Source organism: Edwardsiella anguillarum ET080813 (assembly GCF_000264765.2).
GTDB lineage: Bacteria > Pseudomonadota > Gammaproteobacteria > Enterobacterales > Enterobacteriaceae > Edwardsiella > Edwardsiella anguillarum.
In genome coordinates, this window is the sequence record NZ_CP006664.1 from 3,281,011 (window position 1) to 3,304,916 (window position 23,906).

General features: G+C 57.9%; 21 protein-coding genes and 1 tRNA gene. 18 read left to right on the forward strand and 4 right to left on the reverse strand.

The genetic code is table 11. The annotated features are described in order from the left end of the window. Positions 1–7: 7 nt before the first annotated feature. Genes ETEE_RS14770 through hpaA form a run of 7 tightly spaced genes read left to right on the forward strand, consistent with a single transcriptional unit; the run spans position 8 to position 7,105 of the window. Positions 8–403, forward strand: a complete 396-nt coding sequence (locus ETEE_RS14770) for a 5-carboxymethyl-2-hydroxymuconate Delta-isomerase (RefSeq protein ID WP_034164359.1) — start codon at positions 8–10, stop codon at positions 401–403. Between the two features lie 11 nt (positions 404–414). Beyond that, complete coding sequence (locus ETEE_RS14775; RefSeq protein WP_081854063.1) at positions 415–1,650, forward strand: multidrug effflux MFS transporter; 1,236 nt, start codon at positions 415–417, stop codon at positions 1,648–1,650. Next, complete coding sequence (locus ETEE_RS14780) at positions 1,640–3,112, forward strand: NAD-dependent succinate-semialdehyde dehydrogenase (protein ID WP_034164358.1); 1,473 nt, start codon at positions 1,640–1,642, stop codon at positions 3,110–3,112. Before ETEE_RS14775 ends, ETEE_RS14780 begins: the two co-directional genes overlap by 11 nt. Then, entirely contained in the window at positions 3,112–3,915 is an 804-nt protein-coding gene (gene hpaH, locus ETEE_RS14785; RefSeq protein ID WP_034164357.1) for a 2-oxo-hept-4-ene-1,7-dioate hydratase, read from the forward strand. Before ETEE_RS14780 ends, hpaH begins: the two co-directional genes overlap by 1 nt. A gap of 9 nt (positions 3,916–3,924) precedes the next feature. Further along, positions 3,925–4,728, forward strand: coding sequence for a 4-hydroxy-2-oxoheptanedioate aldolase (hpaI, locus tag ETEE_RS14790; protein WP_034164356.1), 804 nt, complete (start codon positions 3,925–3,927; stop codon positions 4,726–4,728). A gap of 49 nt (positions 4,729–4,777) precedes the next feature. Continuing rightward, the gene (gene hpaX, locus ETEE_RS14795) at positions 4,778–6,154 is read left to right on the forward strand and encodes a 4-hydroxyphenylacetate permease (protein ID WP_034164355.1); all 1,377 of its coding nucleotides are present in this window, start codon (positions 4,778–4,780) and stop codon (positions 6,152–6,154) included. 51 nt (positions 6,155–6,205) lie between these two features. Further along, positions 6,206–7,105, forward strand: a complete 900-nt coding sequence (hpaA, locus tag ETEE_RS14800) for a 4-hydroxyphenylacetate catabolism regulatory protein HpaA (protein WP_034164354.1) — start codon at positions 6,206–6,208, stop codon at positions 7,103–7,105. Positions 7,106–7,869: 764 nt separating this feature from the next. Here hpaA and ETEE_RS14805 read toward each other — a convergent pair. Then, positions 7,870–9,165 carry an MFS transporter gene (locus ETEE_RS14805; RefSeq protein WP_034164353.1) on the reverse strand — a complete coding sequence of 432 codons (1,296 nt, stop codon included), beginning with the start codon at positions 9,163–9,165 and terminating at the stop codon, positions 7,870–7,872. Positions 9,166–9,761: 596 nt separating this feature from the next. Continuing rightward, on the reverse strand, positions 9,762–11,006 hold the full coding sequence (locus ETEE_RS14810) for a phospholipase D-like domain-containing protein (protein WP_174434939.1): 1,245 nt from the start codon (positions 11,004–11,006) through the stop codon (positions 9,762–9,764). Positions 11,007–11,755: 749 nt separating this feature from the next. Here ETEE_RS14810 and arnB point away from each other — a divergent pair. From arnB to ETEE_RS14850, 8 genes are all read left to right on the forward strand, one after another. Then, positions 11,756–12,901, forward strand: coding sequence for a UDP-4-amino-4-deoxy-L-arabinose aminotransferase (arnB, locus tag ETEE_RS14815; RefSeq protein WP_034164352.1), 1,146 nt, complete (start codon positions 11,756–11,758; stop codon positions 12,899–12,901). Positions 12,902–12,916: 15 nt separating this feature from the next. Beyond that, the gene (gene arnC / locus ETEE_RS14820) at positions 12,917–13,894 is read left to right on the forward strand and encodes an undecaprenyl-phosphate 4-deoxy-4-formamido-L-arabinose transferase (RefSeq protein WP_034164351.1); all 978 of its coding nucleotides are present in this window, start codon (positions 12,917–12,919) and stop codon (positions 13,892–13,894) included. A gap of 2 nt (positions 13,895–13,896) precedes the next feature. Further along, entirely contained in the window at positions 13,897–15,876 is a 1,980-nt protein-coding gene (arnA, locus tag ETEE_RS14825) for a bifunctional UDP-4-amino-4-deoxy-L-arabinose formyltransferase/UDP-glucuronic acid oxidase ArnA (RefSeq protein WP_034164350.1), read from the forward strand. Continuing rightward, entirely contained in the window at positions 15,873–16,772 is a 900-nt protein-coding gene (gene arnD / locus ETEE_RS14830; protein WP_034164349.1) for a 4-deoxy-4-formamido-L-arabinose-phosphoundecaprenol deformylase, read from the forward strand. Before arnA ends, arnD begins: the two co-directional genes overlap by 4 nt. Beyond that, positions 16,769–18,427: a lipid IV(A) 4-amino-4-deoxy-L-arabinosyltransferase gene (gene arnT, locus ETEE_RS14835; RefSeq protein WP_034164348.1), complete on the forward strand. Its 1,659-nt coding sequence runs from the start codon at positions 16,769–16,771 to the stop codon at positions 18,425–18,427. Before arnD ends, arnT begins: the two co-directional genes overlap by 4 nt. Next, positions 18,424–18,759: a 4-amino-4-deoxy-L-arabinose-phosphoundecaprenol flippase subunit ArnE gene (gene arnE / locus ETEE_RS14840; protein WP_034164347.1), complete on the forward strand. Its 336-nt coding sequence runs from the start codon at positions 18,424–18,426 to the stop codon at positions 18,757–18,759. Before arnT ends, arnE begins: the two co-directional genes overlap by 4 nt. After that, positions 18,756–19,139 (forward strand): 4-amino-4-deoxy-L-arabinose-phosphoundecaprenol flippase subunit ArnF, encoded by a 384-nt coding sequence (gene arnF / locus ETEE_RS14845; RefSeq protein ID WP_034164346.1) that lies wholly within the window; start codon positions 18,756–18,758, stop codon positions 19,137–19,139. The genes arnE and arnF overlap by 4 nt, the downstream gene beginning before the upstream one ends. Before the next feature lie 485 nt (positions 19,140–19,624). Beyond that, positions 19,625–19,700: transfer RNA gene (locus ETEE_RS14850), tRNA-Lys, on the forward strand. A 173-nt stretch (positions 19,701–19,873) separates the two neighbouring features. Here ETEE_RS14850 and ETEE_RS14855 read toward each other — a convergent pair. After that, positions 19,874–20,431: a serine acetyltransferase gene (locus ETEE_RS14855; RefSeq protein ID WP_034164345.1), complete on the reverse strand. Its 558-nt coding sequence runs from the start codon at positions 20,429–20,431 to the stop codon at positions 19,874–19,876. A gap of 391 nt (positions 20,432–20,822) precedes the next feature. Between ETEE_RS14855 and ETEE_RS14860 the strand changes: the two genes are divergently transcribed. Continuing rightward, entirely contained in the window at positions 20,823–22,646 is a 1,824-nt protein-coding gene (locus ETEE_RS14860; protein ID WP_034164344.1) for an MOSC domain-containing protein, read from the forward strand. Positions 22,647–22,750: 104 nt separating this feature from the next. Here the strand turns inward: ETEE_RS14860 and cspA are convergent, their stop codons facing one another. Further along, complete coding sequence (gene cspA / locus ETEE_RS14865; protein WP_034164343.1) at positions 22,751–22,966, reverse strand: RNA chaperone/antiterminator CspA; 216 nt, start codon at positions 22,964–22,966, stop codon at positions 22,751–22,753. 296 nt (positions 22,967–23,262) lie between these two features. Between cspA and cspF the strand changes: the two genes are divergently transcribed. Next, positions 23,263–23,475, forward strand: a complete 213-nt coding sequence (cspF, locus tag ETEE_RS20370) for a cold shock-like protein CspF (protein WP_071844175.1) — start codon at positions 23,263–23,265, stop codon at positions 23,473–23,475. Positions 23,476–23,574: 99 nt separating this feature from the next. Beyond that, positions 23,575–23,883: a hypothetical protein gene (locus ETEE_RS21545; RefSeq protein WP_144420060.1), complete on the forward strand. Its 309-nt coding sequence runs from the start codon at positions 23,575–23,577 to the stop codon at positions 23,881–23,883. The last annotated feature ends 23 nt before the right edge of the window (positions 23,884–23,906 follow it).

Here is a 23,906-nt window from a genome sequence, read left to right on the forward strand (position 1 = left end):
AGTCGATATGCCCCATTTCTACGCTGAGTGTAGCGACAATATTCGTCGCGAGGCCGATCTGCCGGCGCTGTTTGCCCAGGTCAATGCATTTCTCTTTGGAACCGGACTCTTCCCCCTGGCGGGGATCCGTAGCCGCGCCATCTGGCTGGATACCTGGCAGATGGCCGATGGGCGCCACGATTATGCCTTCGTGCATATGACGTTGAAGATCGGCGCCGGACGCAGCTTGGCGTGCCAACAGCAGGTGGGAGAGCAACTCTTCGCCTTGATCCAGCAGCACTTCGCCCCCCTGATGGCGCAGCGTTATCTGGCCCTTTCGTTGGTGATTGAGGTGTTGCCAGCAGAGTTGAGTTACAAGCAAAACAACGTACACGCGTTGTTTGCGGATGTGGCGAGATCGTAGGCATGCGTAGCATGAGCTCGGCCTTCGTTCAGCGTCCACCCCGCTGGCTGATCCCGCTGCTGGGGTCGCTGGTGGCGTTCGGCCCCCTGTCTATCGACATGTATCTGCCGGCCTTGCCCGCCATGGCGCAACGCCTACAGGCGACGACCGGGCAGATGCAGCTGACGCTGAGCGCGTTTTTTCTCGGTCTGTGTATCGGGATGCTGCTTTATGGACCGTTGAGCGATCGTCTCGGTCGGCGCCGGTTGTTACTGAGCGGTTTGTTGCTATTCGCCTGCGCGAGTCTGCTCTGTACTCAGGTGAGTAACGTATGGCAACTGGTGGCATTGCGCGTCCTGCAAGCGTTCGGGAGCGGCGCCGCGCTGGTGATGGCTCGGGCGATCGCTCGTGATGTCTATCGCGCTCAGGTCTTACCGCGGGTGTTGTCGTTGATGACGCTGGTGACTATGGCGGCGCCTTTAGTGGCGCCGCTGCTGGGCAGCGCGTTGCTGACCCGGTTCGACTGGCAGGCCATCTTTGGGTTACTCACGCTCTGTGGCTGCCTCAGCGGGCTGTTGGTGTGGCGGCTACTGCCGGAGACATTGCCCACGAGCGCGTCGTCCACGTCGGGCGGCCTGTGGGTAGCGTTTTATCACTATGGCCAGCTGCTGCGCGATGGTCGGGCGATGGCGACCATCGGCACGTTGTCGTTCTCCTTTGCCGGGATGTTCGCCTTTATCAGCGCCTCACCGTTCGTCTATATCCGCTATTTCCAACTGTCTCCCCACGCCTATGGTCTGCTGTTCGCGGGCAATGTGCTGGGGATGATCCTGTTGCTGCTGCTCAACGTGCGCCTACTGCGTCACTACAGCCTGGCACGCCTGCTGTCTTGGCAGAGTGGTGCTCAGGTGATCTTCGGCCTGCTACTGCTGGCCAGCTACCGCCAGGGGGTGGCGCTGATCGCGCCCTTGGTGATGCTGTATATATCGCTGGTGAATGCTATCGGCGCTAATAGTCTGTCGCAACTATTGTTACCGCGCGCGGAGCAGGCGGGCAGTGCGACGGCCTTGGCGGTTTCGTGCCAGTTCGCGTTGGGGGCTGGCGCCAGCCTGCTGCTGTCAGCCCTACAGGATGATACCCCGTTCACCATGACATTGCTGATGGCGCTGTGCGCTGCGCTGAGCTGGTTAAGTCAGCGGCTGGCCGTGCAACGCGTCCTGCGTCATCCGTACTGCTTGTTACCCGGAGAGAGAAATCATGAGAAGTAAACCCGTGGTGCTGTTGCGCCACCAGGCCTACATCGATGGCCACTGGCTCGATGCCGCCGACGGTGCCACCTTTGCGGTAACCGATCCGGCCAGTGGTGCGTGCATTGCACGCGTCAGCGATATGGGCGCAGAGGCTTGCCAACAGGCGATCCGTGCCGCTCAACGGGCGCTTCCCGCCTGGCGCGCCCAGACAGCCAAGCAGCGAGGGTTAATCCTGCGGCGCTGGTACGATCTGATCGGGGAGCATCGCCAGGCGCTGGCGCAGTTACTCAGCCGGGAGCAAGGTAAGCCGCACGCCGAGGCGTTGGCGGAGATCGCCTATGGTGCCAGCTTTATCGAGTGGTTTGCCGAGGAGGGGAAGCGCACTTATGGGGAGACGATCCCCAGTCCGCTTCCTGGTCAGCGTATCAGTACCATCAAGCAGCCGATCGGTGTGGTTGCGGCGATCACGCCATGGAATTTTCCTAACGCCATGATCACCCGCAAGGTTGCACCGGCGCTGGCCGCCGGTTGCTGTGTGGTGCTAAAGCCAGCGCCGGAGACGCCGCTGTCGGCGCTGGCACTGGCGGCGTTGGCGGAGGCGGCGGGACTGCCGGCGGGGGTGTTGAATATCGTGCCGGGGCTGGATGCGGCGGCCATCGGCACCTGTATGACCCAGAGCCCACTGGTGCGCAAGCTGTCGTTTACCGGCTCGACCCGCATCGGCAAGCTGCTGATGGCGCAAAGCGCGGCGACGGTGAAGAAACTCTCTCTGGAGCTGGGCGGCAATGCCCCCTTTATCGTATTCGACGACGCCGATCTGGAGGCCGCGGTTCAGGGGGCTCTGGCGGCGAAGTTTCGTAACAGCGGTCAGACCTGCATCTGTGCCAACCGCATCCTGGTACAGGCCGGGATCTATGAACGCTTCGTCGCCCGTTTCGCCGAGGTGGTCGCGACGCTGCGGGTCGGGCCAGCCAGCGATCCCCGCGCGCAGCAGGGGCCGCTGATCAATCAGGCGGCGCTGGATAAAGTCCAGGCGTTGATCGACGACGCTCTGGCGCGGGGAGCAACCCTGGTGAGCGGCGGCGCGCCGCATCCCTTGGGCGGTCTGTTCTTCCAGCCGACCATTCTGTGCGACGTCGATGAGTCGATGCGTATCACCCATGAGGAGGCTTTCGGCCCCGTCGCTCCGCTGATCAAATTTCACGATGAGCAGGGGGCCATTCGCTTGGCCAATCAGACCGAATCGGGGCTGGCAGCCTACTTCTATGCGCGCGACATCGGTCGGATCTACCGGGTGGCGGAGGCGTTGGAGTGCGGCATGGTCGGCATTAATGAAGGGCTGATCTCCAATGAGTTGGCGCCGTTTGGCGGCATCAAGCAGTCCGGATTAGGGCGTGAAGGGTCACGCTATGGTATCGAGGATTATCTCGAAGTGAAGTACCTCTGCTTCGGTGGACTTGACGATAAGGGAACGAATTGATGTTAGCTCACTCGCTCATTGAGAGCCTCGCTCGTCGCCTGGAGCAGGCGGAACAGAGCCGTGTACAGATCCGGGCGCTCTCCTTGGAGTATCCACAGATCACCCTTGAGGATGCTTACGCTATCCAACGTGCCTGGGTGGCACAGAAGATTGCCGCCGGGCGCCGTTTGGTGGGCCATAAGATTGGCCTAACGTCGCGAGCGATGCAGATCAGCTCGCAGATTACGGAGCCGGATTATGGCGCGTTACTCGACGACATGCTGTTTGCCGACGGGGGAGAGATCTCGACGGATCGCTTCATCGTGCCCCGTATCGAGGTCGAGTTGGCCTTTATTCTGGCGAAGCCGTTACGTGGCCCGAACTGTACCCTGTTCGACGTATATAACGCCACGGATTACATCATCCCTGCCTTGGAGTTGATCGACGCGCGCAGCCATAACGTCGATCCCCAGAGTGGTCGGCCGCGCAAGGTATTCGACACCATCGCGGACAATGCCGCGAACGCCGGGGTGATCTTGGGCGGGCGTCCCATCAAGCCAGAGGCCTTAGATCTGCGTTGGATCAGTGCGTTGCTGTATCGCAACGGGGTGATCGAGGAGTCCGGTGTCGCCGCCGCCGTGTTGAATCATCCGGCCAATGGCGTGGCCTGGTTGGCGAATAAACTCGCCCCTTACCAGGTGCAGCTGGAGGCGGGGCAGATCATTCTGGCCGGCTCCTTTACCCGCCCGGTGGCGGCACGTCAGGGGGATACCTTCCATGTCGACTATGGCCCGCTGGGCACCATCAGTTGTCGGTTTGTCTAAGGAGAGAAAATGAACCACGCCGTATTACATAACACCTTTAAACAGGCACTACGGGATGGGCGCGCGCAGATTGGCCTCTGGCTGGGTCTGTGTAGCCCTTATAGCGCCGAACTGTTAGCGGGGAGTGGTTTCGATTGGCTCCTGATCGACGGCGAACATGCGCCGAATAATGTCCAGACTATCCTCGGGCAGCTGCAAGCCATTGCCCCTTACCCCAGCCATCCGGTTGTACGTAGCGCCTGGAACGATGCCGTGCAGATTAAACAGTTGCTAGACATCGGCGCACAGAGCGTGTTGATCCCGATGGTACAAGACGCGGCGCAGGCGCAGGCGGCGGTACGCGCTACGCGTTATCCGCCTCAGGGGATCCGTGGGGTGGGGAGTGCCCTGGCGCGAGCCTCACGCTGGAACCGGATCGACGACTATCTGCAACGCGCCGACGATGAGGTATGCGTGTTGATACAGGTCGAGACCCGCACGGCGCTGGGTAATCTACCGCAGATCCTCGCGGTGGAGGGGGTGGACGGCGTGTTCATCGGCCCGGCGGATCTGAGCGCCGATATGGGCTTGGCCGGCCAGCCGACGCATCCAACCGTTCAGGCGGCGATCGAGCAAGCGATCGCCCAAATCAAGGCGGCGGGTAAGGCCCCCGGCATTTTGATGGCGCAGCCGGAGATGGCGCAACGTTACCTGGAACTCGGGGCGTTATTTGTGGCGGTGGGGGTCGATACCACACTTTTAGCGCGTGCCGCCGAGGCGTTAGCCGCCCGCTTCGGCACCATCGCTCCACAGACGGCGCAGGGTGTGTACTGAGCCACGGCGCAATACCGACCATAATGGGCAATCACTTGAGGGAAGCATGATGAGCGAGTCACCGACCATAGGGAATAGTTCGGCTAATCCCGCCGAGCGTCATAAGCAACTCAATGCACAACAACAGGCTGTCATTAATAAGCTATTCCGCCGCCTGATCGTGTTCCTGTTCGTGCTGTTTGTCGCCTCCTTTCTCGATCGTATTAACATCGGTTTCGCTGGCCTCACCATGGGGCGGGATCTCGGGTTGAGCGCGACCATGTTTGGTCTGGCGACGACGCTGTTCTATGCCACTTATGTCATTTTCGGTATTCCCAGCAATATCATGCTGGGGATCGTCGGGGCGCGGCGCTGGATCGCTACTATCATGGTCTGTTGGGGCATCGCCTCGACAGCGACCATGTTTGCGACCGGTCCCACGAGTCTGTATGTGTTGCGAATGATCGTCGGTATTGCTGAGGCGGGCTTCCTGCCCGGGGTGCTGGTCTATCTTACTTATTGGTTCCCCGCCTATTTTCGCGCTCGGGCCAACGCGCTATTTATGGTGGCGATGCCCGTCACCATGGCACTAGGCTCGGCGGCGTCCGGCTATATCATGGCGCTGGATGGCATCTTGGACCTGAAGGGGTGGCAATGGTTATTCCTGTTGGAGGGATTTCCCTCGGTGTTGCTGGGGGTCGTCGTCTGGTTCTATTTGGATGATACGCCGGCTAAGGCCAAGTGGTTGACGACGAGCGATAAGCAGACTCTGCAAGCGATGATGGAGGAGGATAAGCTGGAGCTGGTGCAGCCGGAAGGGGGGATGAGTCACCGTGCATTGCAACGGCGCAGCCTGTGGCGTGAGATCTTCACCCCGGTGGTGGTCATGTATACCTTAGCTTACTTTTGCCTGACCAACACCCTGAGTGCGGTTAACATCTGGACGCCGCAGATCCTGCAGAGCTTCAATCAGGGCAGCAGTAACATTGTCATCGGCCTGTTGGCTGCCATCCCCCAGGTCTGTACCATCGCCGGCATGGTGTGGTGGAGCCGCCGTTCCGATCGTCTCCAAGAACGTAAGCTGCACACCTGCCTGCCTTACCTGTTCGCCGCCGTCGGCTGGCTGTTGGCTTCGGCGACCCAGCATAGCCTGTTGCAGCTGATCGGCATCATCATGGCCTCCGTGGGCTCGTTCACGGCGATGGCCATCTTCTGGACCACGCCGGATCAGTCGATCAGTCTGCGCGCGCGGGCGGTGGGGATCGCCGTGATCAACGCCGTGGGCAATATCGGTTCCGGTATCAGTCCACTGTTGATCGGTTGGCTGAAGGATCAGACGGGGAGCTTCAACTCTGGTCTCTACTTTGTCGCTGGGTTGTTGGTCGTTGGTGCCCTTCTGGTGTGGTGGATCCCGATGCAGGCTTCACGTCCTCGCGCTACGCCCTAAGTATCACGGGTCGAGTCGGGCCCGTTTGTTCTTGCCTGGAGGGTTATCACGATGAATGAACCGGTTGTCGCCAATCTCGATCTGGCCCACGATTATCACGAAGCACAGGGGGCGGAAGGCGTCTATTATCAATCGTTCTCTCGTCTGGCAGCATTCTTTGGTCGCGATATGCATGTCCATCGCCACGATCATTTCTTCCAAATGCATGTGCTGAACACCGGACAGATCGAACTGCTGCTCGACGATCAGCACTATTCGCTACAGGCGCCGCTGTTCGTGCTGACGCCCCCCTCAACGCCACATGCCTTCCATACCGGGGCGGACAGCGAGGGGCATGTGCTGACGGTGCATCAAGAGTTGATCTGGCCGCTGCTAGAGAGCCTCTACCCCTATCAGGGCGGGCGTGAGGCACTGCTCAATATCCCCGGTGTCTGCCTGTCGCTGGCGGATAAATCCCAGGAGCTGGAGTGCCTTAATCATTATTGGGCGTTGATCCAACGCGAGGCGACGGCGCAGTTACCCGGCTATGAGCATACCTTGGCGTTGCTAGCGCAGGCGGTCTCTACGCTGCTGCTGCGCAATGTGCCGTTCGGTGAACGTACCCTGTGCGCCATGCGTGGGGAGATCCAGCGTTTTCGTCGCTTCAACCAGCTGATCGACATGCGTTATCCCGAGCATCTGCCGGTAGCCGAGTATGCGCGCGAGCTGGGGATCACGGAGTCACGTCTGGCAGATATGTGTCGCCGCTTTGCTAACCGCTCGCCGAAGCGGCTGATCTTCGAGCGCCAGTTACGCGAGGCGAAGCGTCTGCTGTTATTTAGCGACCGTTCGGTGCACCAGATAGCCTATCTATTGGGCTTTAAGGATCCGGCCTACTTCACTCGTTTCTTTAACCGCCTGGCGGGCTGCTCACCCAGCGCCTTCCGCGCCCGCCAGCTCGCCGGTAGCTGAGGTGGGGATGTGTGCGGGCGGGATACCACTCGCCGCCGATATCTGTATGATCTCTCACGCCGGAATAAATTTATCCCCATTATTTGCCGGTGTCTGATGATCCGACGGGCGAATGTGTGTGGTTCATCGCGCAAATTCGCCTGAAGACGGCCGTTCAGCAGGATCCTTTGGGACCGATCAGATCCTCAGCCTCCCTTTCCACTGCGCAAACCGCCCTCTTACGACGTGCGTTTTAGCCAATACGCAATCACCAGGGTCAGAAGCGTGAATAACGGAGCAATCATTAACGACGATGGAAGTCGGACAGAAGCGCGTACTGCGCACATGTTGGCTCAGGTGTACCGCTTGCTTAAGGGGCACAATATTGTTCCTGACGTGCGACAGGAACAGATGCTGACATCACGCGTGCGTGCGATGGCTTATCGGTCGGGCTACGGTGAGGCGTTGCCGGAGGGGAGATCGATGTCAGCCTATCGGCGCAGACAGAGTAGCGCGGTTTCATGCGCTGACGCGTATGGCCGTTACGGAGGTTTACGCGCCGTTGAATATCTTCCGCACCGAGCTGATGGCACAAAACGAGCGGGCGGACATGCGCCATATCGCTATGCTGGCGGCATCAGCGCTGCAACGGTACGTTTACTGCAGTAGCCATGGTCTATACAGCCGCATTTAAGGGCCAGAGTGTTGACGTCGGCAGAGCAGGGGAACGCAAAAGCCAGCGGAAACGCTGGCTTTTGCATTGACAGGGTAAGGATATCGCCACGTTACCGGGTCGCAGCCTTTTTACTGTTATAGCGTTTATCGACCCCAATGATGCCAATGGTCAGCAGCACCAGAAGAATGGCGATGGCCGCCAGCAGGATAAAGACGCCATTCCAAGAGTAGGCTTTCTCGATCAGCGCGATAGGCGCTCCAGCCATCGCGGCGCCAATGTAGGTCACGCCGCCTTTCAGGCCGGTTGCCGCCCCGGCGCCGTCGGCGTGGGAGGCCTCGATGATCCCCAGCGCAAACAGCATTTGAGGGGCATAGATCCCCGCGCCGATGATAAAGAAGCAGATGGCGACCAGGTAATAGTGGACGTGGATAGTCAGCGCGACGCCAACCATGCCGGCGATCAGGACGAAGGTATAGATCAGGATGGTTTTCCAGCGATCGGCGTTAAACAGCCGATCCGAAATGATGCCGGAGGTCAGTCCCCCGAGGATCCCACCGACTTCAAACCAGGCGACCAGCGAGTTGGATTTTACCAGATCCCAGCCTAGCTCTTTGACGAAGTAGACGCTGACCCAGTCATTGGTCACGGTGCGGATGACGTAAATGCACAGATCCCCACCGATGGCCATCCAGATAATCGGGTTGTTGACGATGTAGCGGGTAAACATGGCCCACATGGTGAGGCCGCCTTCAGAGCGTTGATTGATGGCCAGCTGCTTGGTGTCTTTCTTCCATTCGCCCACGTTGGGCAGGCCATATTTTTCCGGCTTGGCGCGCATAAATATCGCAGAGATAATCGCCTGGACGGCGGTAATGGCGGCCGGAACATAAAAGGCATAGCGCCAGTTTCCGGTATATTCAATAACGCCGGAGGCGATGAGCGGCGCCAGTGCTCCACCAACGTTGTGGGAGGTATTCCACAGTGAATACCAGCCGCCGCGCTCCGATTTAGAGTACCACTGGCTGATGGCCTTGGCGATGGGGGGGAAGCCACAGCCCTGGGCTACGGCGGTCAGGCAGTAGAGCGATAGCAGCACGGTAACGTTATTGGACATGCCGATGCCGACGTTGATCACGGCGATGACCAGCAGCACCGGGGCCAGAAAAAGGCGCGGGTTGATTCTATCCGCCAATAACCCGGAGCTGAATTTCGAAATGCCATATAAAATATAATAAATGGAGGAGGCAGTACCGAATTGTACTGCGGTCATGCCAACATCCTGCATCAGCAGCGGCGCCGCTGCGGCAAATGCTTTTCGGGAAATATACATCACGGTATACGTTAGAAATGTGGTGATGATGATTTGCCAGCGTAATTGTTTATAGATTTTATCTATATTATTCATTATTAAGACACCGATATGAACAGGGTGGCGTAAAAAACGTCATAAAAAAGCCGGGTCTAAAATAAGACCATGCTGCCTGGTGATACATGCCGCAATTCAATGGAAGTGGGTAGAATCGGCGCATATTTTGTCACGCTACGACGTCGAACGTCCAGCCGTGAGGAGGGTAAATAGTAAGGAAAGTAGCGCCATTTTGTATATAAACGGGATTATTTGTTTCTATTTATATTTATGTGACGTCTATCGTTTATCGATGGAGGCAACTGCAGTATATCTATAATGCGAATGGTGAAAAAGGTTTTTATTCTTTTATCGCATTTAATCTACTGTGTGGTTGATATCTGAGGCGGTGTTTCCGCTTCCGCATTGCCATTTTATGATAACGAGCGGGCTGGTGATTGCCACCGGCTATTATTTTAAACTAGCGTTATACACCATGATAACGACGTGGGAAGGTAACTTAGCGTGCTCTGCTGAAAACGCGAGTGCGTTTAGGCGCCGCTTATTTTGCGCGGGGAGGTGCTCTGGCGTTTATAGGTAGCGGCTATGCGTCAGTTTGCGCCGCTGCGTACGCCGAGCCCCGTCGCGGAGTCCCCTCAGCCATGGTGAGGGGCATGATAGGTTTTATCGATCTCCAGCGTCTGGGTATAGGGGCTGCGCCAGTCGGCCTCAAACAGCGCGCTGAGGATCTTGGCCGGCTGATGTCCATTAATCAGCAGCGCGATATCGCGGGTGTTATAAAAATATCCCCACTGCCAGTTGCTGGTGGTGATCCAGCTGAGGTCATCGTCGACGACGAAATATTTTTCATGCTCTACCCGAGAATAGGGAATATAGCGTGATGGGAGTGGGGGAATGCTGCTGATTTTGACCGTGACATTGGCCATCAGCTGCAGCGCCTTCATAAAATTGATGGCCGGTACGGTATTATTCCAGTCTGCGACAATAATTTTTACCTGTACCCCCCGCTGTGCCGCGTTGGCGATGGCGTCATACAACTCCCCCCAATAGCCAACGGCACCATATTTTTTGAACCCTGAGAAGGTCATGACCTGCATCCGGATAATATGATTGGCGCTATTAATCGCCGCCAGCATCTGCGATATTTCGCTATCGGTTCCCTGCGGGCGTATATCGACAGGACTAAAGGCCGGGTGAATTAAGAGCGTTTCGTCACCATAGCGAACCTGGGCGGGGCGTTGCGCGGTAACCCAGCGGCGTTTGTCGGTGTTATTGGTTAAGGCATGGTTGACTCGGCCATGGGTATTTTCGGCAAGCGCCCAGTCCAGATTAAATACGCTCAGCAGGGTCATTGCCAACGGCTGGTTACGGATCCGAACGCCAACGTTGTGAATTTGGCTCAGTGAGATCCAGCTCCAGTTGGCGCTGTTGAGCGCAATATTCTCAGTATCCACGATCATATATTTAGCATGCATCACACCGCCGCCGATCTTGTGATAGTCGATTTTGCGGATGGCTATCTGGGGGACGTCGGCAAACAGCTGGTCGGGATCGCTGCTGCCGCTGAGCGCCATGGCATCGGTCAGTATCCGGACCTTGACGCCGCGCCGGGCGGCATCCTTGATGGCATTAACGATAGGCTCCAGGGCTTCACCTGATTGATTGGCCATATAAAAGGTGCCGATATCGAGCGAGTGTCTGGCCTGTCGTATCATGCGTAGCCAGACGGTGGCCGTGGCGTGAATGTCGCTCTGCTGAAAGACCGCCTCGGTATTCTGTGGAATGGCCTGCATAAGCTCAAAGTCTGCCGTCTGCGCCGGATGGCCGTCGGCCATAAAGGCGGCGCCGGCGATCAGGCCCGCTATGGCAAGTCGCTTCATTGCTTATCCCTCTCTGTCGTGGCCACGCTCTTTAACGGTATATATTAAATAAAATAACCAGTTGTACCCTGTGTTATGTCATATAAATCGCCGCCAGCGGGAGGGATGCGTTTTATAGTGCAGAGTCATCGCCATTCGCTGGCGTCGGTGATGGAATGGCGTTAGGCGATAGGGGTGTAATACCTTAATAATACCTCAGGGGAATATCTGCGCGTGAGGGGAGGATGAGCCGGCTATTATCCCGCGTCCAATGAATAGCGCCGCGGGATTATTCATTGGATATCAATAATTGCTTATGTATCTTTATTGAATAGCATGAAATTGGTGATAAAATAACCTGCGATAGACCTTGGATAATGCTCCCGTAAAAATATTACAGGTCAGTTCACTGATTGGAGAATATTTTTTGCATATTGGTGCTGAATCGGGAGAATGACGCCGAGGTTGGGCTAAAGTTAATATAATAATCCCTTTTTTTATTCGTATATGCCGCTGATGGCGGCCGTGTGCAGCGTCGGCTGCCGAGAGGAGACCGCCTCTGAGCGGCATAGTAATAGGTATTATGGTTCGGTTGTCGGAGCGTTGAAGTTGGCGCGGGTTATAACTTTTTTTCTTAATCTTGGTTTAAGAAAAGTACGCTATGCTCAATCAATCTAGGTTATCGTCCTGCGAGGGAATAACGCCTTGATTGTTGTAAATTGGATAGAGATCACATTTTTCATTTCTATTACTGATATGGGAACGTGTTAATGAAGGACTTTTTGCCATTCTCCAAGCCAGCCATCGGCGAGGAGGAGATTGCTGCAGTCAGTGAAGTACTGCGCTCCGGCTGGATCACGACCGGTCCGCAGAATCAGGCGTTGGAGCAAGAGTTCTGCCTGGCTACCGGCGCCCGTCATGCTATCGCCGTTTGCTCCGCGACGGCGGGAATGCACGTTACCCTGATGGCGCTGGGCATTGGGCCGGGGGATGAAGTGATAACCCCGTCAATGACCTGGGTGTCCACCCTGAATATCATCACGCTGCTGGGGGCGACTCCCGTGATGATCGATGTCGATCGCGATACGCTGATGGTGACGCCAGAGGCTATCGCCGAGGCGATAACGCCGCGCACCAAGGCGATTATTCCGGTTCATTTCGCCGGCGCTCCCGTCGATCTTGACCCGATCCGCGCGCTGGCGCGGCGGCACGGTATTGCCCTGATCGAAGACGCAGCCCATGCCATTGGCACCGTCTATCGCGGCGAGCCTATCGGTCGGCGCGGCACCGCCATTTTCTCGTTCCATGCGATTAAAAATATCACCTGTGCCGAGGGCGGTATGGTAGTGACCGATGATGATGCCCTGGCGCAGCAGGTGCGCAGCCTGAAGTTTCACGGCCTGGGCGTGGATGCCTACGATCGCCAGACCCATGGCCGGGCGCCACAGGCAGAGGTGGTGACGCCGGGATACAAGTATAACCTGGCCGATATCAATGCGGCGATTGCCCGGGTACAGCTGGCGAAACTGCCTGATCTCAACGCTCAGCGCGCCCGGCTGGCGGCCTATTATCTACAGCAGTTGGCGCAGCACCGGCTGCCGTTTATCCCTCTGAGTGAGCCCGCCTGGCCGCATCAGCATGCCTGGCACCTGTTTATCATCCGTTGCGATGAGGCCAGCTGCGGCGTGGATCGCGATCGGCTGATGCAGGCGCTCAAAGAGCGCAATATCGGCAGCGGGCTGCACTTCCGCGCCGCGCACACGCAAAAATATTACCGTGAGACCTACCCGCAGCTGCGGCTGGCGCAGACGGAGTGGAACTCACAGCGTATCTGCTCCCTGCCGCTGTTTCCGGATATGACCGAGGCAGACGTCGATCGGGTGATCGCCGCGTTGAAAGAGATTATTGAGCAGTAACGGTTGGATATGACAATGAGTGATTTTAAAACCATCCAGTTTGTATCGGTGGTGATACCGGTTTACAACGAGCAGGAGAGCCTGCCGGAGCTGTTGAGCAGAACCATCGCCGCCTGCGATGCCATGGGAAAACAGTATGAGATCGTCCTGGTGGACGACGGTAGCAGCGATAGATCGGCCGAGATCCTCCGCGAGGCGGCGCAGCGGCCGGGAAGCCGGGTCGTCGCGGTGTTGCTGAACCGTAACTATGGCCAGCACTCGGCGATTATGGCCGGATTCAGCCACATTAAAGGTGATCTGGTGATCACCCTGGATGCCGATCTGCAAAATCCGCCGGAGGAGATTCCGCGTCTGGTGGAGACCGCCGATCAGGGCTATGACGTGGTGGGCACCATCCGCCAGAACCGTCAGGATAGCTGGTTCCGTAAGCGCGCCTCGCGCATGATCAATGGCCTGATCCAACGCACCACCGGCAAGAGCATGAGCGACTACGGCTGCATGCTGCGCGCCTACCGCAGCAGCATTATCAAGGCCATGCTGCACTGCCATGAGCGCAGCACCTTCATCCCCATACTGGCCAACAGCTTTGCCCGCCGCACCATCGAGATCCCGGTGAAGCACGCCGAGCGCGAGCACGGTGAGTCCAAGTATGGGCTGATGAAGCTGATCAATCTGATGTACGACCTGGTGACCTGTCTGACCACGACCCCGCTGAGGGCGCTGAGCATCTTTGGCAGCGTCATTGCGCTGCTGGGCTTCGCCTTTGCCGTACTGCTGATCCTGATGCGTCTAACCCTTGGGCCACAGTGGGCGGCGGAAGGGGTGTTTACCCTGTTTGCCGTGCTGTTCATCTTTATCGGCGCGCAGTTTGTTGGGATGGGCCTGCTGGGTGAGTATATCGGCCGCATCTATAACGACGTGCGCGCCCGTCCCCGTTATTTTATTCAGAATGTCGTTCGCGCCAACCCGCCGGACGAAGAACAGGAAAAATGATCATGAAAGCTGTTGTTTTTGCCTATCACGATATGGGCTGTGCCGGTGTGCAGTCACTGATTGATGCCGGTTATGAAATTGCTGCCATTGTTACTCATCAGGATGCTCCCGGTGAAAATCTGTTCTTTGGCTCGGTCGCCCGCCTGGCGGCCCAGCACAATATCCCGGTGTTTGCGCCGGATGATGTGAATCACCCGCTGTGGGTTGAGCGTCTGCGGGCGCTGCAGCCGCAGGTGATCTTCTCTTTCTACTATCGCCATCTGCTGAGCGACGCGATTTTAACGCTGGCGCCGCAGGGTGCGTTCAACCTGCATGGTTCGCTGCTGCCGGCCTACCGCGGCCGTGCGCCGCTGAACTGGGTGCTGGTCAACGGCGAGACGGAGACCGGGGTGACGCTGCACCGAATGGAGAAGCGTGCGGACGCCGGGAATATTATCGCGCAGCGCCGTATCGCGATTGCCGAAGAGGACACGGCGCTGACGCTGCACCACAAGCTGTGCCAGTGCGCCCGCGCGCTGCTGGCCGAGGCGCTGCCGCAGATCCGCAGCGGTAGCTACGCTGAGTTCCCGCAGGATGAAAGCGCCGCGACCTACGTTGGCCGCCGTACGCCGGCCGATGGTCGTCTGGAGTGGAGCAAACCGGCGCGGGAGCTGTATAACCTGGTTCGCGCGGTGACGGAGCCTTGGCCGGGCGCCTTTAGCTATGCCGGTAACCGTCAGTTTACGGTCTGGCAGGCGCGCGTGCGCAGCGATCTGCCTGCCGCGCGTCCCGGTACGGTGCTTTCGGCGTCGCCGCTGGCGATCGCCTGTGGCGAAGGGGCGCTGGAGATCGTGGCCGGTCAGCCGCAGGATGGCCTATATATGCAGGGCAGCCAGCTGGCGGAAAGCCTGGGGCTGGTGGAGGGGGCGATTCTGAACAGCTCGCTGAACTTCGGCGTCCGCCGGGCAACCCGCGTGCTGATTCTGGGGGTTAACGGCTTTATCGGCAACCACCTGACCGAGCGTCTGCTGGCGGAAGATAACTATGAAGTCTACGGCCTGGACATCGGCTCCGACGCCATCTCCCGCTTTATCGACCACCCGCGCTTCCACTTTGTGGAAGGGGATATCAGCATTCACTCCGAATGGATCGAGTATCACATTAAGAAGTGTGACGTGGTGCTGCCGCTGGTGGCGATTGCAACGCCGATCGAATATACCCGTAATCCGCTGCGCGTTTTTGAGCTCGACTTTGAAGAGAATCTGAAGATTGTGCGCGACTGCGTGAAATACAAAAAGCGCATCATCTTCCCGTCCACCTCTGAAGTCTACGGGATGTGCAGCGATCCACAGTTTGATGAGGATAGCTCTAACCTGATCGTCGGGCCGATCAACAAACAGCGTTGGATCTACTCCGTATCCAAACAGCTGCTGGATCGCATCATTTGGGCCTACGGCGCCAAGGATGAACTGCGTTTCACGCTGTTCCGTCCCTTCAACTGGATGGGGCCGCGTCTGGACAACCTGAATGCGGCGCGTATCGGCAGCTCGCGCGCCATTACCCAGCTGATCCTGAACTTGGTGGAAGGGTCGCCGATCAAGCTGGTGGACGGCGGACGTCAGAAGCGCTGCTTTACCGACATTAAAGAAGGGGTGGAGGCGCTGTTCCGCATTATCGAAAACAAAGACAATCTGTGCGATGGGCAGATTATCAACATCGGTAACCCGGATAACGAAGCCAGCATCCGTGAGCTGGCTGAGCAGCTGCTGGTGTGCTTTGAGCAGCATCCGCTGCGCGATCGCTTCCCGCCCTTTGCCGGCTTCCGCGAGGTAGAGAGCAGCTCCTACTATGGTAAAGGCTATCAGGACGTCGAGCACCGTAAACCGAGCATCCGCAACGCGCAGCGTCTGCTGGGCTGGCAGCCGGTGATCCCGATGGAGAGCACGATCGAGGATACTCTGGACTTCTTCCTGCAGACCTTTGACGGTACGGAGCAGGAATGAAGCGGGTCGGTCTGCGCATTGACGTAGACACCTGGCGCGGCACGCGTGACGGCGTGCCGGCGCTGGTGTCGCTGCTGCGCCGGCACGGGATCCGGGCGACGTTCTTTTTTACCCTGGGTCCGGACAATATGGGGCGCCATCTGTGGCGCCTGCTAAAGCCGCGCTTTCTGTGGAAAATGCTGCGCTCTAACGCCGCGTCGCTGTATGGCTGGGATATCCTGCTGGCCGGGACGGCCTGGCCCGGCCGCCGGATCGGCGCCGGCCTGGCTGACACCATCGCCGCCGCCGCCAAAGAGCATGAGACTGGGCTGCACGCCTGGGATCACCATGCCTGGCAGGCCTGGGCCGGTGTTTGGTCACGGGAGAAGATGGCCGAGCAGATCGGGCTGGCCTACGATGAGCTGCAGCTGATCACCGGGGAGAGCATCGATTGCTCCGCGGTTGCCGGCTGGCGCGCTGATACGCGGGTGGTCGAGGCCAAGGAGCCTTTTGGCTTCCGCTATAACAGCGATTGCCGCGGTACGCATCCGTTTCGTCCGCTGCTGCCGGATGGCCGCCTAGGGACGGTACAGATCCCGGTGACCCTGCCTACCTGGGATGAGGCCATCGGTGTCATGACCGATGAGGCGGGATTTAATCGCTTTATTCTCGACAGCATCCTGGCCGATCGCGGCGTCCCGGTTTACACCATTCACGCCGAAGTTGAAGGCATTGCCAAACAGGCGCAGTTTGCCCGCCTGCTGGAGATGGCGCGCGAGGCGCAGATTGAATTTTGCCCCCTCGGGGATTTATTGCCAGACGATATTACGCTGTTGCCGAGCGGACGGGTCGTCCGCGCGACGTTGGCCGGGCGTGAGGGATGGCTGGGTTGTCAGCAGGAGGTGGAGTCGCCATGAAGAAGATCGCCGGATGGTTTACGCTGGCTGTACTGTTTGTCCTTTACTACATCGTCCCGCTACCGGGACGTTTATTATGGCAGCCGGATGAAACCCGTTATGCCGAAATCAGCCGCGAGATGCTGGCCAGCGGAGACTGGATCGTGCCGCACTTCCTCGGGCTGCGCTATTTTGAAAAGCCGGTGGCCGGGTATTGGGTGAATAACCTGGGGCAGTGGCTGTTTGGCGACGGCAACTTTGCCGTCCGCTTTGGCGCCGTGCTGGCGACGGTACTGAGTGCGCTGCTGGTGTTCTGGCTGGCGCGCCGGCTACTCTCTGGCACGCGCCCGGCCGTTTTGGCTACGCTGATTTATCTGACCAGCTTCCTGGTCTACGGCGTTGGCAGCTACGCGGTGCTCGACCCGATCTTTACCCTGTGGATGACCGCGGCCCTGTGCAGCTTCTGGCTGGGAGAGCAGGCCAGCAGTACGCGGGGCAGGGTAGGCGGCTATATTTTGCTGGGGTTGGCCTGCGGTATGGGCTTTATGACCAAAGGATTCCTGGCGCTGGCGATCCCGGTGATTGCCGTGCTGCCCTGGGTGATAGCCCAACGGCGCTGGAAATCCCTGTTCTGCTTTGGCCCGCTGGCGGTGTTGAGCGCCATTCTCATCAGCCTGCCGTGGGTGCTAGCTATCGCACAGCGCGAGCCGGACTACTGGCGCTATTTCTTCTGGGTCGAGCATATCCAGCGCTTTGCCGAAGATAACGCCCAGCATAAGGCGCCGTTCTGGTATTACCTGCCGATCCTCCTGATCGGCCTGCTGCCCTGGCTGGGTCTGCTGCCCGGCGCGCTGCGGGAGGGGTGGCGTGGACGGGTCAGCCAGGGGGGCGATTTTTACCTGTTGGGCTGGGCGGTGATGCCATTCCTGCTGTTCAGTATCGCCAAGGGAAAGCTGCCGACCTATATTTTACCCTGCTTTGCGCCGCTGGCGATCCTGATGGCCGGCTATGTACAGCGTCTGGCCGGAGAGGGAGGCAAGGCGCTACGGATCAACGGGTTGATTAACCTACTGGTCGGCCTGGGCGGCATGGCGGCGATCGTGCTGGTGCTGGCGCCCTGGGGCATCACCGGACGCCCGCTGTTCGGCGCCCAAGAGGTCAGCAAAGTGATTCTGGGCACCGTCGCCTTTGGCGTATGGGCGTTGTTTGGCGCGCTGTCGCTGCATAATCCACGCCGCTACTGGCGCTGGAGCGCCGCCTGTCCGCTGGGGATAGCCCTGCTGATCGGCGCGGCGCTGCCGCAGCAGGTCATGGAGTCCAAGCAGCCGCAGACGCTGATCCAGGCGGCGATGCCGCAGCTGCAGGCGAGCCGCTATATTCTGAGCGACAGCGTCGGCGTCGCCGCGGGTCTGGCCTGGGAGCTCAAGCGCAGCGATATCTATCTGTATGATAACACTGGTGAGCTTCAGTATGGGCTGAGCTACCCGGATGCGGCCGGTCATCTGGTCAATGCCGTGCAGTTCCCTGCCTGGCTGGCGGAGCACCGGAAGCAGGGGGCGGTCTCCCTGGTCTTACTGCTGTCGCGCAACGAACAGATTAACCCGGCGCTGCCGCCGGCGGATATGACCCTGCGGAAAGGGCGTTTCCTGCTGTTACAGTATCAGCAGCAGCCATGAGTTATCTGCTGATTATTTTCTCCAGCCTGCTCAGCTGCGCAGGACAGCTATGCCAGAAACAGGCGATGTGCGGTGTGCCCCACGGCTCACCGCGCCACCACCTGCTGCGCTGGCTGACGCTGGCGCTGATCTGTCTGGGGCTGGCGCTGCTGCTGTGGCTGGTTGTGCTCAGCCGGGTGGCGGTGAGCGTGGCGTACCCGATGCTGAGCCTGAACTATGTCCTGGTGCTGCTGGCGGCACGGTTTATCTGGCATGAGCGGCTCGGCTGGCGCCATATTATCGGGATCACGCTGATTATGGCGGGTATTATCCTGCTGGGAGTCAACGCATGATGGGCTATCTGTGGGCTCTCGCCAGCGTCGCGCTGGTCAGTGCGGCGCAGCTGATGATGCGTTATACCATGATGCACTGCAGCGACGGGGCGCAGCTTATCTCCGCGCTGCTCCGCGCAGAGCCGTGGGTCTGGTGGCTACCGGGCGGCATTCTGTGCTATGGCCTGTCGATGCTGTGCTGGCTGTTTGCGCTGCGCGATCTGCCGCTGAATCGAGCGTATCCATTGCTGAGCCTCAGCTATGTGCTGGTCTGCGCCCTGGCGGTCTCCCTGCCGCTGTTCGATGAACAGCTTAACGGGGGAAAGTTATTGGGAATGGGCTTGATTATACTGGGGTTGCTGGTGATTTACCCCCCCTGGCGCCGCGCGGGAAAGTCGTGAATGCGACGGCTGTCCCGTTAGCCTGCCAGCGACGGGGTGTTCATTTTATTTGATAAATTGCGTGAATAGTTGTAGCGGCGTAGACTGACTTCACACCCTGAGTGGTTTAGCCGAGCAGGCAATCTTATGCAACTCATTCATGCTTTTATCAAAACGCACGCGCAGCTGATGGCGGCCTTCTGGTCCGTGCTGATTGTACTCATTGAAGCCTCCATCGCACTGTATATACTGCGTAACGTCTAAGCCGGGGCGCTCCCCGGCATCGCGCCGCTTGTCGGCGCGGCTGTCGCCATCTTCTCCCGCCGCTTTATCCTGTCCGTCTCGCTACGTTGGCATCGATGCGTAGCGCGTTATTATCGGTTAACTCATTGTTATATTGTGTTATTTTTAATCAATGCGTAAAGCGGAGCGGACAGTCTCTGGAGCGGCGTGCGCAGTGGGGGGAATTGACCCGCCGCGTTAAAAAGCGAATAATACTCGGCGTTGGGTCGTTAGCTCAGCTGGCAGAGCAGTTGACTCTTAATCAATTGGTCGACGGTTCGATCCCGTCACGACCCACCAACAATTTCAAGGCGTTGCGCTAATGGCGTAGCGCCTTTTTTGTTATCGATAGCCTGCCTGTGTCGATACTGATCGCGGTGCCCTCCGCTTTGGGCAGGGGCGATGGGCTTTAGCCCCTGTGCAGGGCGAGCGTGAGAGCGGAGCCCGAACTCGCTTACGTTGGCAAAATCAGTCTAGGCCGGTTTTTTTACCCTTATGATATTTTCTGCTTTTGGCGTGTAGACCGTATGGTTTGACGGAATATTTTTATTGATAAAGCTCATTGCGCCGATAGTGACATTATCGCCTATATGCAAATCATCACCGATGATGCAGCAGTTGGCGCCGATCTCGACGTTATCACCGATATAGATTTTCCCCGCCTGATCGTTTTGTTTTACGCCAATGGTCACATTTTGTCTGATATACAGATTGTTGCCTATGACGCAGTGCCCGGTGATCACAATGCCGACATAGTGGGCGATGCGCAGCCCCTCACCGATCTCACAGCCAAGCTTGATATCAAGGCAGTATTTATTCCGTAGGTTTCGGCTGATGCGCACCGCCGTTTTTTTAGCCGTACCACTGCGGTGTAAGTAATTGGCGATGCGCCACCAAAAGTAGAATCGGCGCTCAGGGCACTTGAATGCCTTGTGCAGCGTTTTGAGCCAGGAGAAGGGTTGGTCTGAGACCATTACTTCGCGGCGCAGACACCGTTTCAGGTGGGATAGCTCGTGGTCATGCGGTTTCATCGGTTGTGTTCTACCTCCGGTAAAAAGTGGCCACTATAATGCGGCGTCATCTCGGCGCCGTCCAATGACTTTGTCTCCGCCGGGGTGCGGCGGTGACGATCTGGCACGCGTGGGACGGCACGCTATCTATTTGAATATTAATTCCTGGCGCTCCCGCGCGTGGGGGATTGCTATGCGCATCTTGTTTTTTTTACCCGCCGCTAAAAATAGGATCGCTGCGCCCACGGCGGCGGGTGAGTAGCGGAGCGGCCATTTTTTATTCTATTCTGATACGTGAAGGGGGCCGGCCAGGCCCCCTGAGCAGGGGCTTGGGGAGCGCGCGTCCACGGGCGGCTATGGTGGCTTAGCGATAGATCCAGATGACGTTGGATAAAAAATATAGCGAGATTTTATGCTGACAGTAAAGGCGCTGTACCACTACCCGCTGAAGTCCGGGGCGGGAGAGGCGGCGGAGCGGGTGTCCGTGGCATCATACGGTATCGTTCAGGATCGGCAGTTTATGCTGATCAAGGCGGCGGACAGCCGTATGGTGACGGCAAGGACGCACCCGCAGCTGCTGGGGGTTCGCGTCAGCCAAGATGCCGACAGCGTCACCTTTCATTCGGCGATGCAGACGCCGCTGCGAGTGCGGTGGGCCCAGTTTGTTCGCGGCTCACGACAGACTGCCGTGTGGGGGGATGCGTTTTCTGCCCTGAGCGTCGGTGAGGAGGCCGATAGGTGGTTTAGCCAGCTGTTAAGAGAGCCGGTAACGTTGGTCTTTAACGGTGAAGCGCCCCGGCGTCACCGCGGGGATACGCCGACGCCGCTGAGTCTGGCGGACGCGGCGCCGCTGCTTCTGCTATCCGAGGCGTCGCTGGACGCTCTCAACGCACGCTCGCCAGAGCAGCATACGCTGCAGCAGTTCCGCCCGAACATCGTGGTGCAGGGAAGTCAGCCCTTCGCCGAGGATGGCTGGAAAACGCTCCGGATCGGCGGCGTGACGTTTGCCGTTAGCGCCCCTTGCTCCCGCTGCGTACTGACGACGATCGATCCGCAAACGCAGCAGATGAAGCCCGGCAATGAGCCGCTGACGACGCTGGGCCAGTTCCGCAGGGAGGCGCGGACGGGAGAGATCCATTTTGGGGTTTATCTGACGCCGCTGACTCCCGGCGAGATAGTCTGTTCGGATCCCGTTGATATCGTGGCAACGCAGGCGCCCTATCCCTATGTCGATCGGCTGCCTGAAACGATCGCGTTGATTTGCTATGCGGTAGAGCCCATCTGCCGAGATTTCACCACGTTCTGGTTTAAACGGGCCGATGGCTTGCCCCTGCCGCCCTATCTGGCCGGACAGCACCTGCCGGTGACGCTCAGGATAGGGCCGCGGCGCTATCAGCGCTGCTATACTCTCTCCTCGTCGCCAACCCGTGGCGATCGCTGGTCGATCGGCGTGAAAAGGGTGCCGTCTGGCACCGTGTCGAGTTGGCTCCACCGCCATATGCGCGTGGGGCAGCCGCTCCGTGCCGCGGCGCCGGAAGGAGCCTTTTTCCTCGATCGCCGCCCTGCGGGCCCCATTGCCCTGATCAGCGCCGGCAGCGGCGTTACGCCGGCCATATCCATGCTGAGGATGTTGGCCGATCGGCAATGGATCGATGATGTGATTTTTTACCATCAGTGTCAGACAGCGCAGGATAGGGCTTTTGCGGATGAGCTACAGCAGATCCAGCGTGCGCATCCGTCTTTGACCGTGATTACGGCGGTGTCCCGCCCCGACAGCGAGTGGCAGGGGATATCGGGGCGCTTCGATGCCGCCCGCGTCGCGCTGTTTCCTGCGCTGGCGCAGCGCCATGTCTATGTCTGTGGACCCGCAGGCTTTATGGCGCAGGTACAAACGCTGCTGCTGGCCGCCGGGCTGCCCGTGGAGCAGTGGCATCAAGAGCATTTTGGCGAAGCCGTGCGCAGCGATAACCGCGCCTATCGCTCGGTGCAGATACGTATCAATGGTAATACGTTCAGGGGAAATAACCAGGCGTCGCTGCTCGCGCAGGCGGAGAGCGCCGGTGTCAGTATGGCCTGTAGCTGCAGGGCGGGCGTGTGCGGCAAGTGTAAGGTACTGCTTAACGCCGGTTCGGTTGAGCAGCCTCAGCGCGTAGCGCTCAGCGCCGATGAGGCGAATGCGGGCTACATACTGGCCTGCTGTGCGATACCGCAGGAGGATATTGTTATCGGGGAGTAATGGTACAGGAGCCCATCGTCATGGGCTCCTGTCTTTGATTCTCGATCCGGCAGCTCAGGTCAAGGCCGTCATCGCTATTGCGGATCGCTAATCCAAGTCTGGTTTTACAGCGGGGTTACGTTAATGGCTGACGGCCCTTTAGCTGCGCCGCTTTGTACCTCGAATGCAACCTTCTGGCCTTCGTCCAGGGATTTGTAGCCATTGCTTTGAATAGCGGAAAAATGGACAAAGATATCGTTGCCGCCGTTATCCGGGGTGATGAAACCAAAGCCTTTATCCGCATTGAACCATTTTACTAAGCCAGTCATTTTATTAGACATAGATATTTCCTTTATTTTATTACCATTGCTGGTCGATGAGGTCTGCTTTACAGATTTTAATGAGAAGCTTAGAAAGAAGACTCACGGATAAAGGGATATCGAGGGGATAACACTTGAACTGAGTACTGCTAAAAAAACGACGTCAGGTTCTGTACTTCAAACCGGTGACGCATTAACGCATGCGGCGAATACTTTGGCAAGATCTTTTTTAGCCATCCAGATGCCTTAGTTATGACGCTGGCAATGCGTAGGGAGATCGGTATACTGAAAATATTGCGTAACAGTAAGGAATTAGTTTGTCTGATAAAATGACCGGAATTGTCCGGTTTTTTGATTACCGCAGCGGTAAAGGCGTTATCTCTCCATCCGATGGTCGTAAAGACGTTCAGGTACATATCTCCGCCCTCCATTTAAAAGATGAAGAAACGCTCTCAGCGGGTCTGCGGGTTGAGTTTTGCAGAATGCATGGCCGGCAGGGCCCAACGGCGGCCAACGTTTACCTGTCATAATAGTGTTGATCTCTTTTCTGTCTGACATATTCAAGCCTATCGTCGGCCGGGATAGCCTTATCTCCGGGGACATTGTAAAGCGCCTGGGAGCCTGGCTCGGTGGCTGAGCGGCGTCCTGGCGGCTATCGCTGCGTCGCCGCTTCTGGCGTAGGGAATATGCGCAGGTGTATCCGCGGGGCAGTACGCTTATTAATAAGTAATAGATCTATATTAACTGCAATTAATAATTTTTCTGAATCAAAATTAAATCCCAATAGATTAATGCAAAGCAAGTATTATGGCTGCTTTTTGCGTTTGAATTGGTGTTTAAATATGATTTTTCGGCAATGGTATGAAATTTGTTATATTGAGTGGATTTTGTCCTTCCCGCTGAATAGAATGCGCAGCGCGCTTGCAGTGGCAGAATAAATACCCGCCTTGGTGTGGTTTTT

Bases quoted from the DNA above. Each gene is read 5' to 3' on its own strand.
- ETEE_RS14770 (WP_034164359.1), top strand. From the start codon at position 8: ATGCCCCATTTCTACGCTGAGTGTAGCGACAATATTCGTCGCGAGGCC.
- ETEE_RS14775 (WP_081854063.1), top strand. From the start codon at position 415: ATGAGCTCGGCCTTCGTTCAGCGTCCACCCCGCTGGCTGATCCCGCTG.
- ETEE_RS14780 (WP_034164358.1), top strand. From the start codon at position 1,640: ATGAGAAGTAAACCCGTGGTGCTGTTGCGCCACCAGGCCTACATCGAT.
- hpaH (WP_034164357.1), top strand. From the start codon at position 3,112: ATGTTAGCTCACTCGCTCATTGAGAGCCTCGCTCGTCGCCTGGAGCAG.
- hpaI (WP_034164356.1), top strand. From the start codon at position 3,925: ATGAACCACGCCGTATTACATAACACCTTTAAACAGGCACTACGGGAT.
- hpaX (WP_034164355.1), top strand. From the start codon at position 4,778: ATGAGCGAGTCACCGACCATAGGGAATAGTTCGGCTAATCCCGCCGAG.
- hpaA (WP_034164354.1), top strand. From the start codon at position 6,206: ATGAATGAACCGGTTGTCGCCAATCTCGATCTGGCCCACGATTATCAC.
- ETEE_RS14805 (WP_034164353.1), bottom strand. From the start codon at position 9,165: ATGAATAATATAGATAAAATCTATAAACAATTACGCTGGCAAATCATC.
- ETEE_RS14810 (WP_174434939.1), bottom strand. From the start codon at position 11,006: ATGAAGCGACTTGCCATAGCGGGCCTGATCGCCGGCGCCGCCTTTATG.
- arnB (WP_034164352.1), top strand. From the start codon at position 11,756: ATGAAGGACTTTTTGCCATTCTCCAAGCCAGCCATCGGCGAGGAGGAG.
- arnC (WP_034164351.1), top strand. From the start codon at position 12,917: ATGAGTGATTTTAAAACCATCCAGTTTGTATCGGTGGTGATACCGGTT.
- arnA (WP_034164350.1), top strand. From the start codon at position 13,897: ATGAAAGCTGTTGTTTTTGCCTATCACGATATGGGCTGTGCCGGTGTG.
- arnD (WP_034164349.1), top strand. From the start codon at position 15,873: ATGAAGCGGGTCGGTCTGCGCATTGACGTAGACACCTGGCGCGGCACG.
- arnT (WP_034164348.1), top strand. From the start codon at position 16,769: ATGAAGAAGATCGCCGGATGGTTTACGCTGGCTGTACTGTTTGTCCTT.
- arnE (WP_034164347.1), top strand. From the start codon at position 18,424: ATGAGTTATCTGCTGATTATTTTCTCCAGCCTGCTCAGCTGCGCAGGA.
- arnF (WP_034164346.1), top strand. From the start codon at position 18,756: ATGATGGGCTATCTGTGGGCTCTCGCCAGCGTCGCGCTGGTCAGTGCG.
- ETEE_RS14855 (WP_034164345.1), bottom strand. From the start codon at position 20,431: ATGAAACCGCATGACCACGAGCTATCCCACCTGAAACGGTGTCTGCGC.
- ETEE_RS14860 (WP_034164344.1), top strand. From the start codon at position 20,823: ATGCTGACAGTAAAGGCGCTGTACCACTACCCGCTGAAGTCCGGGGCG.
- cspA (WP_034164343.1), bottom strand. From the start codon at position 22,966: ATGTCTAATAAAATGACTGGCTTAGTAAAATGGTTCAATGCGGATAAA.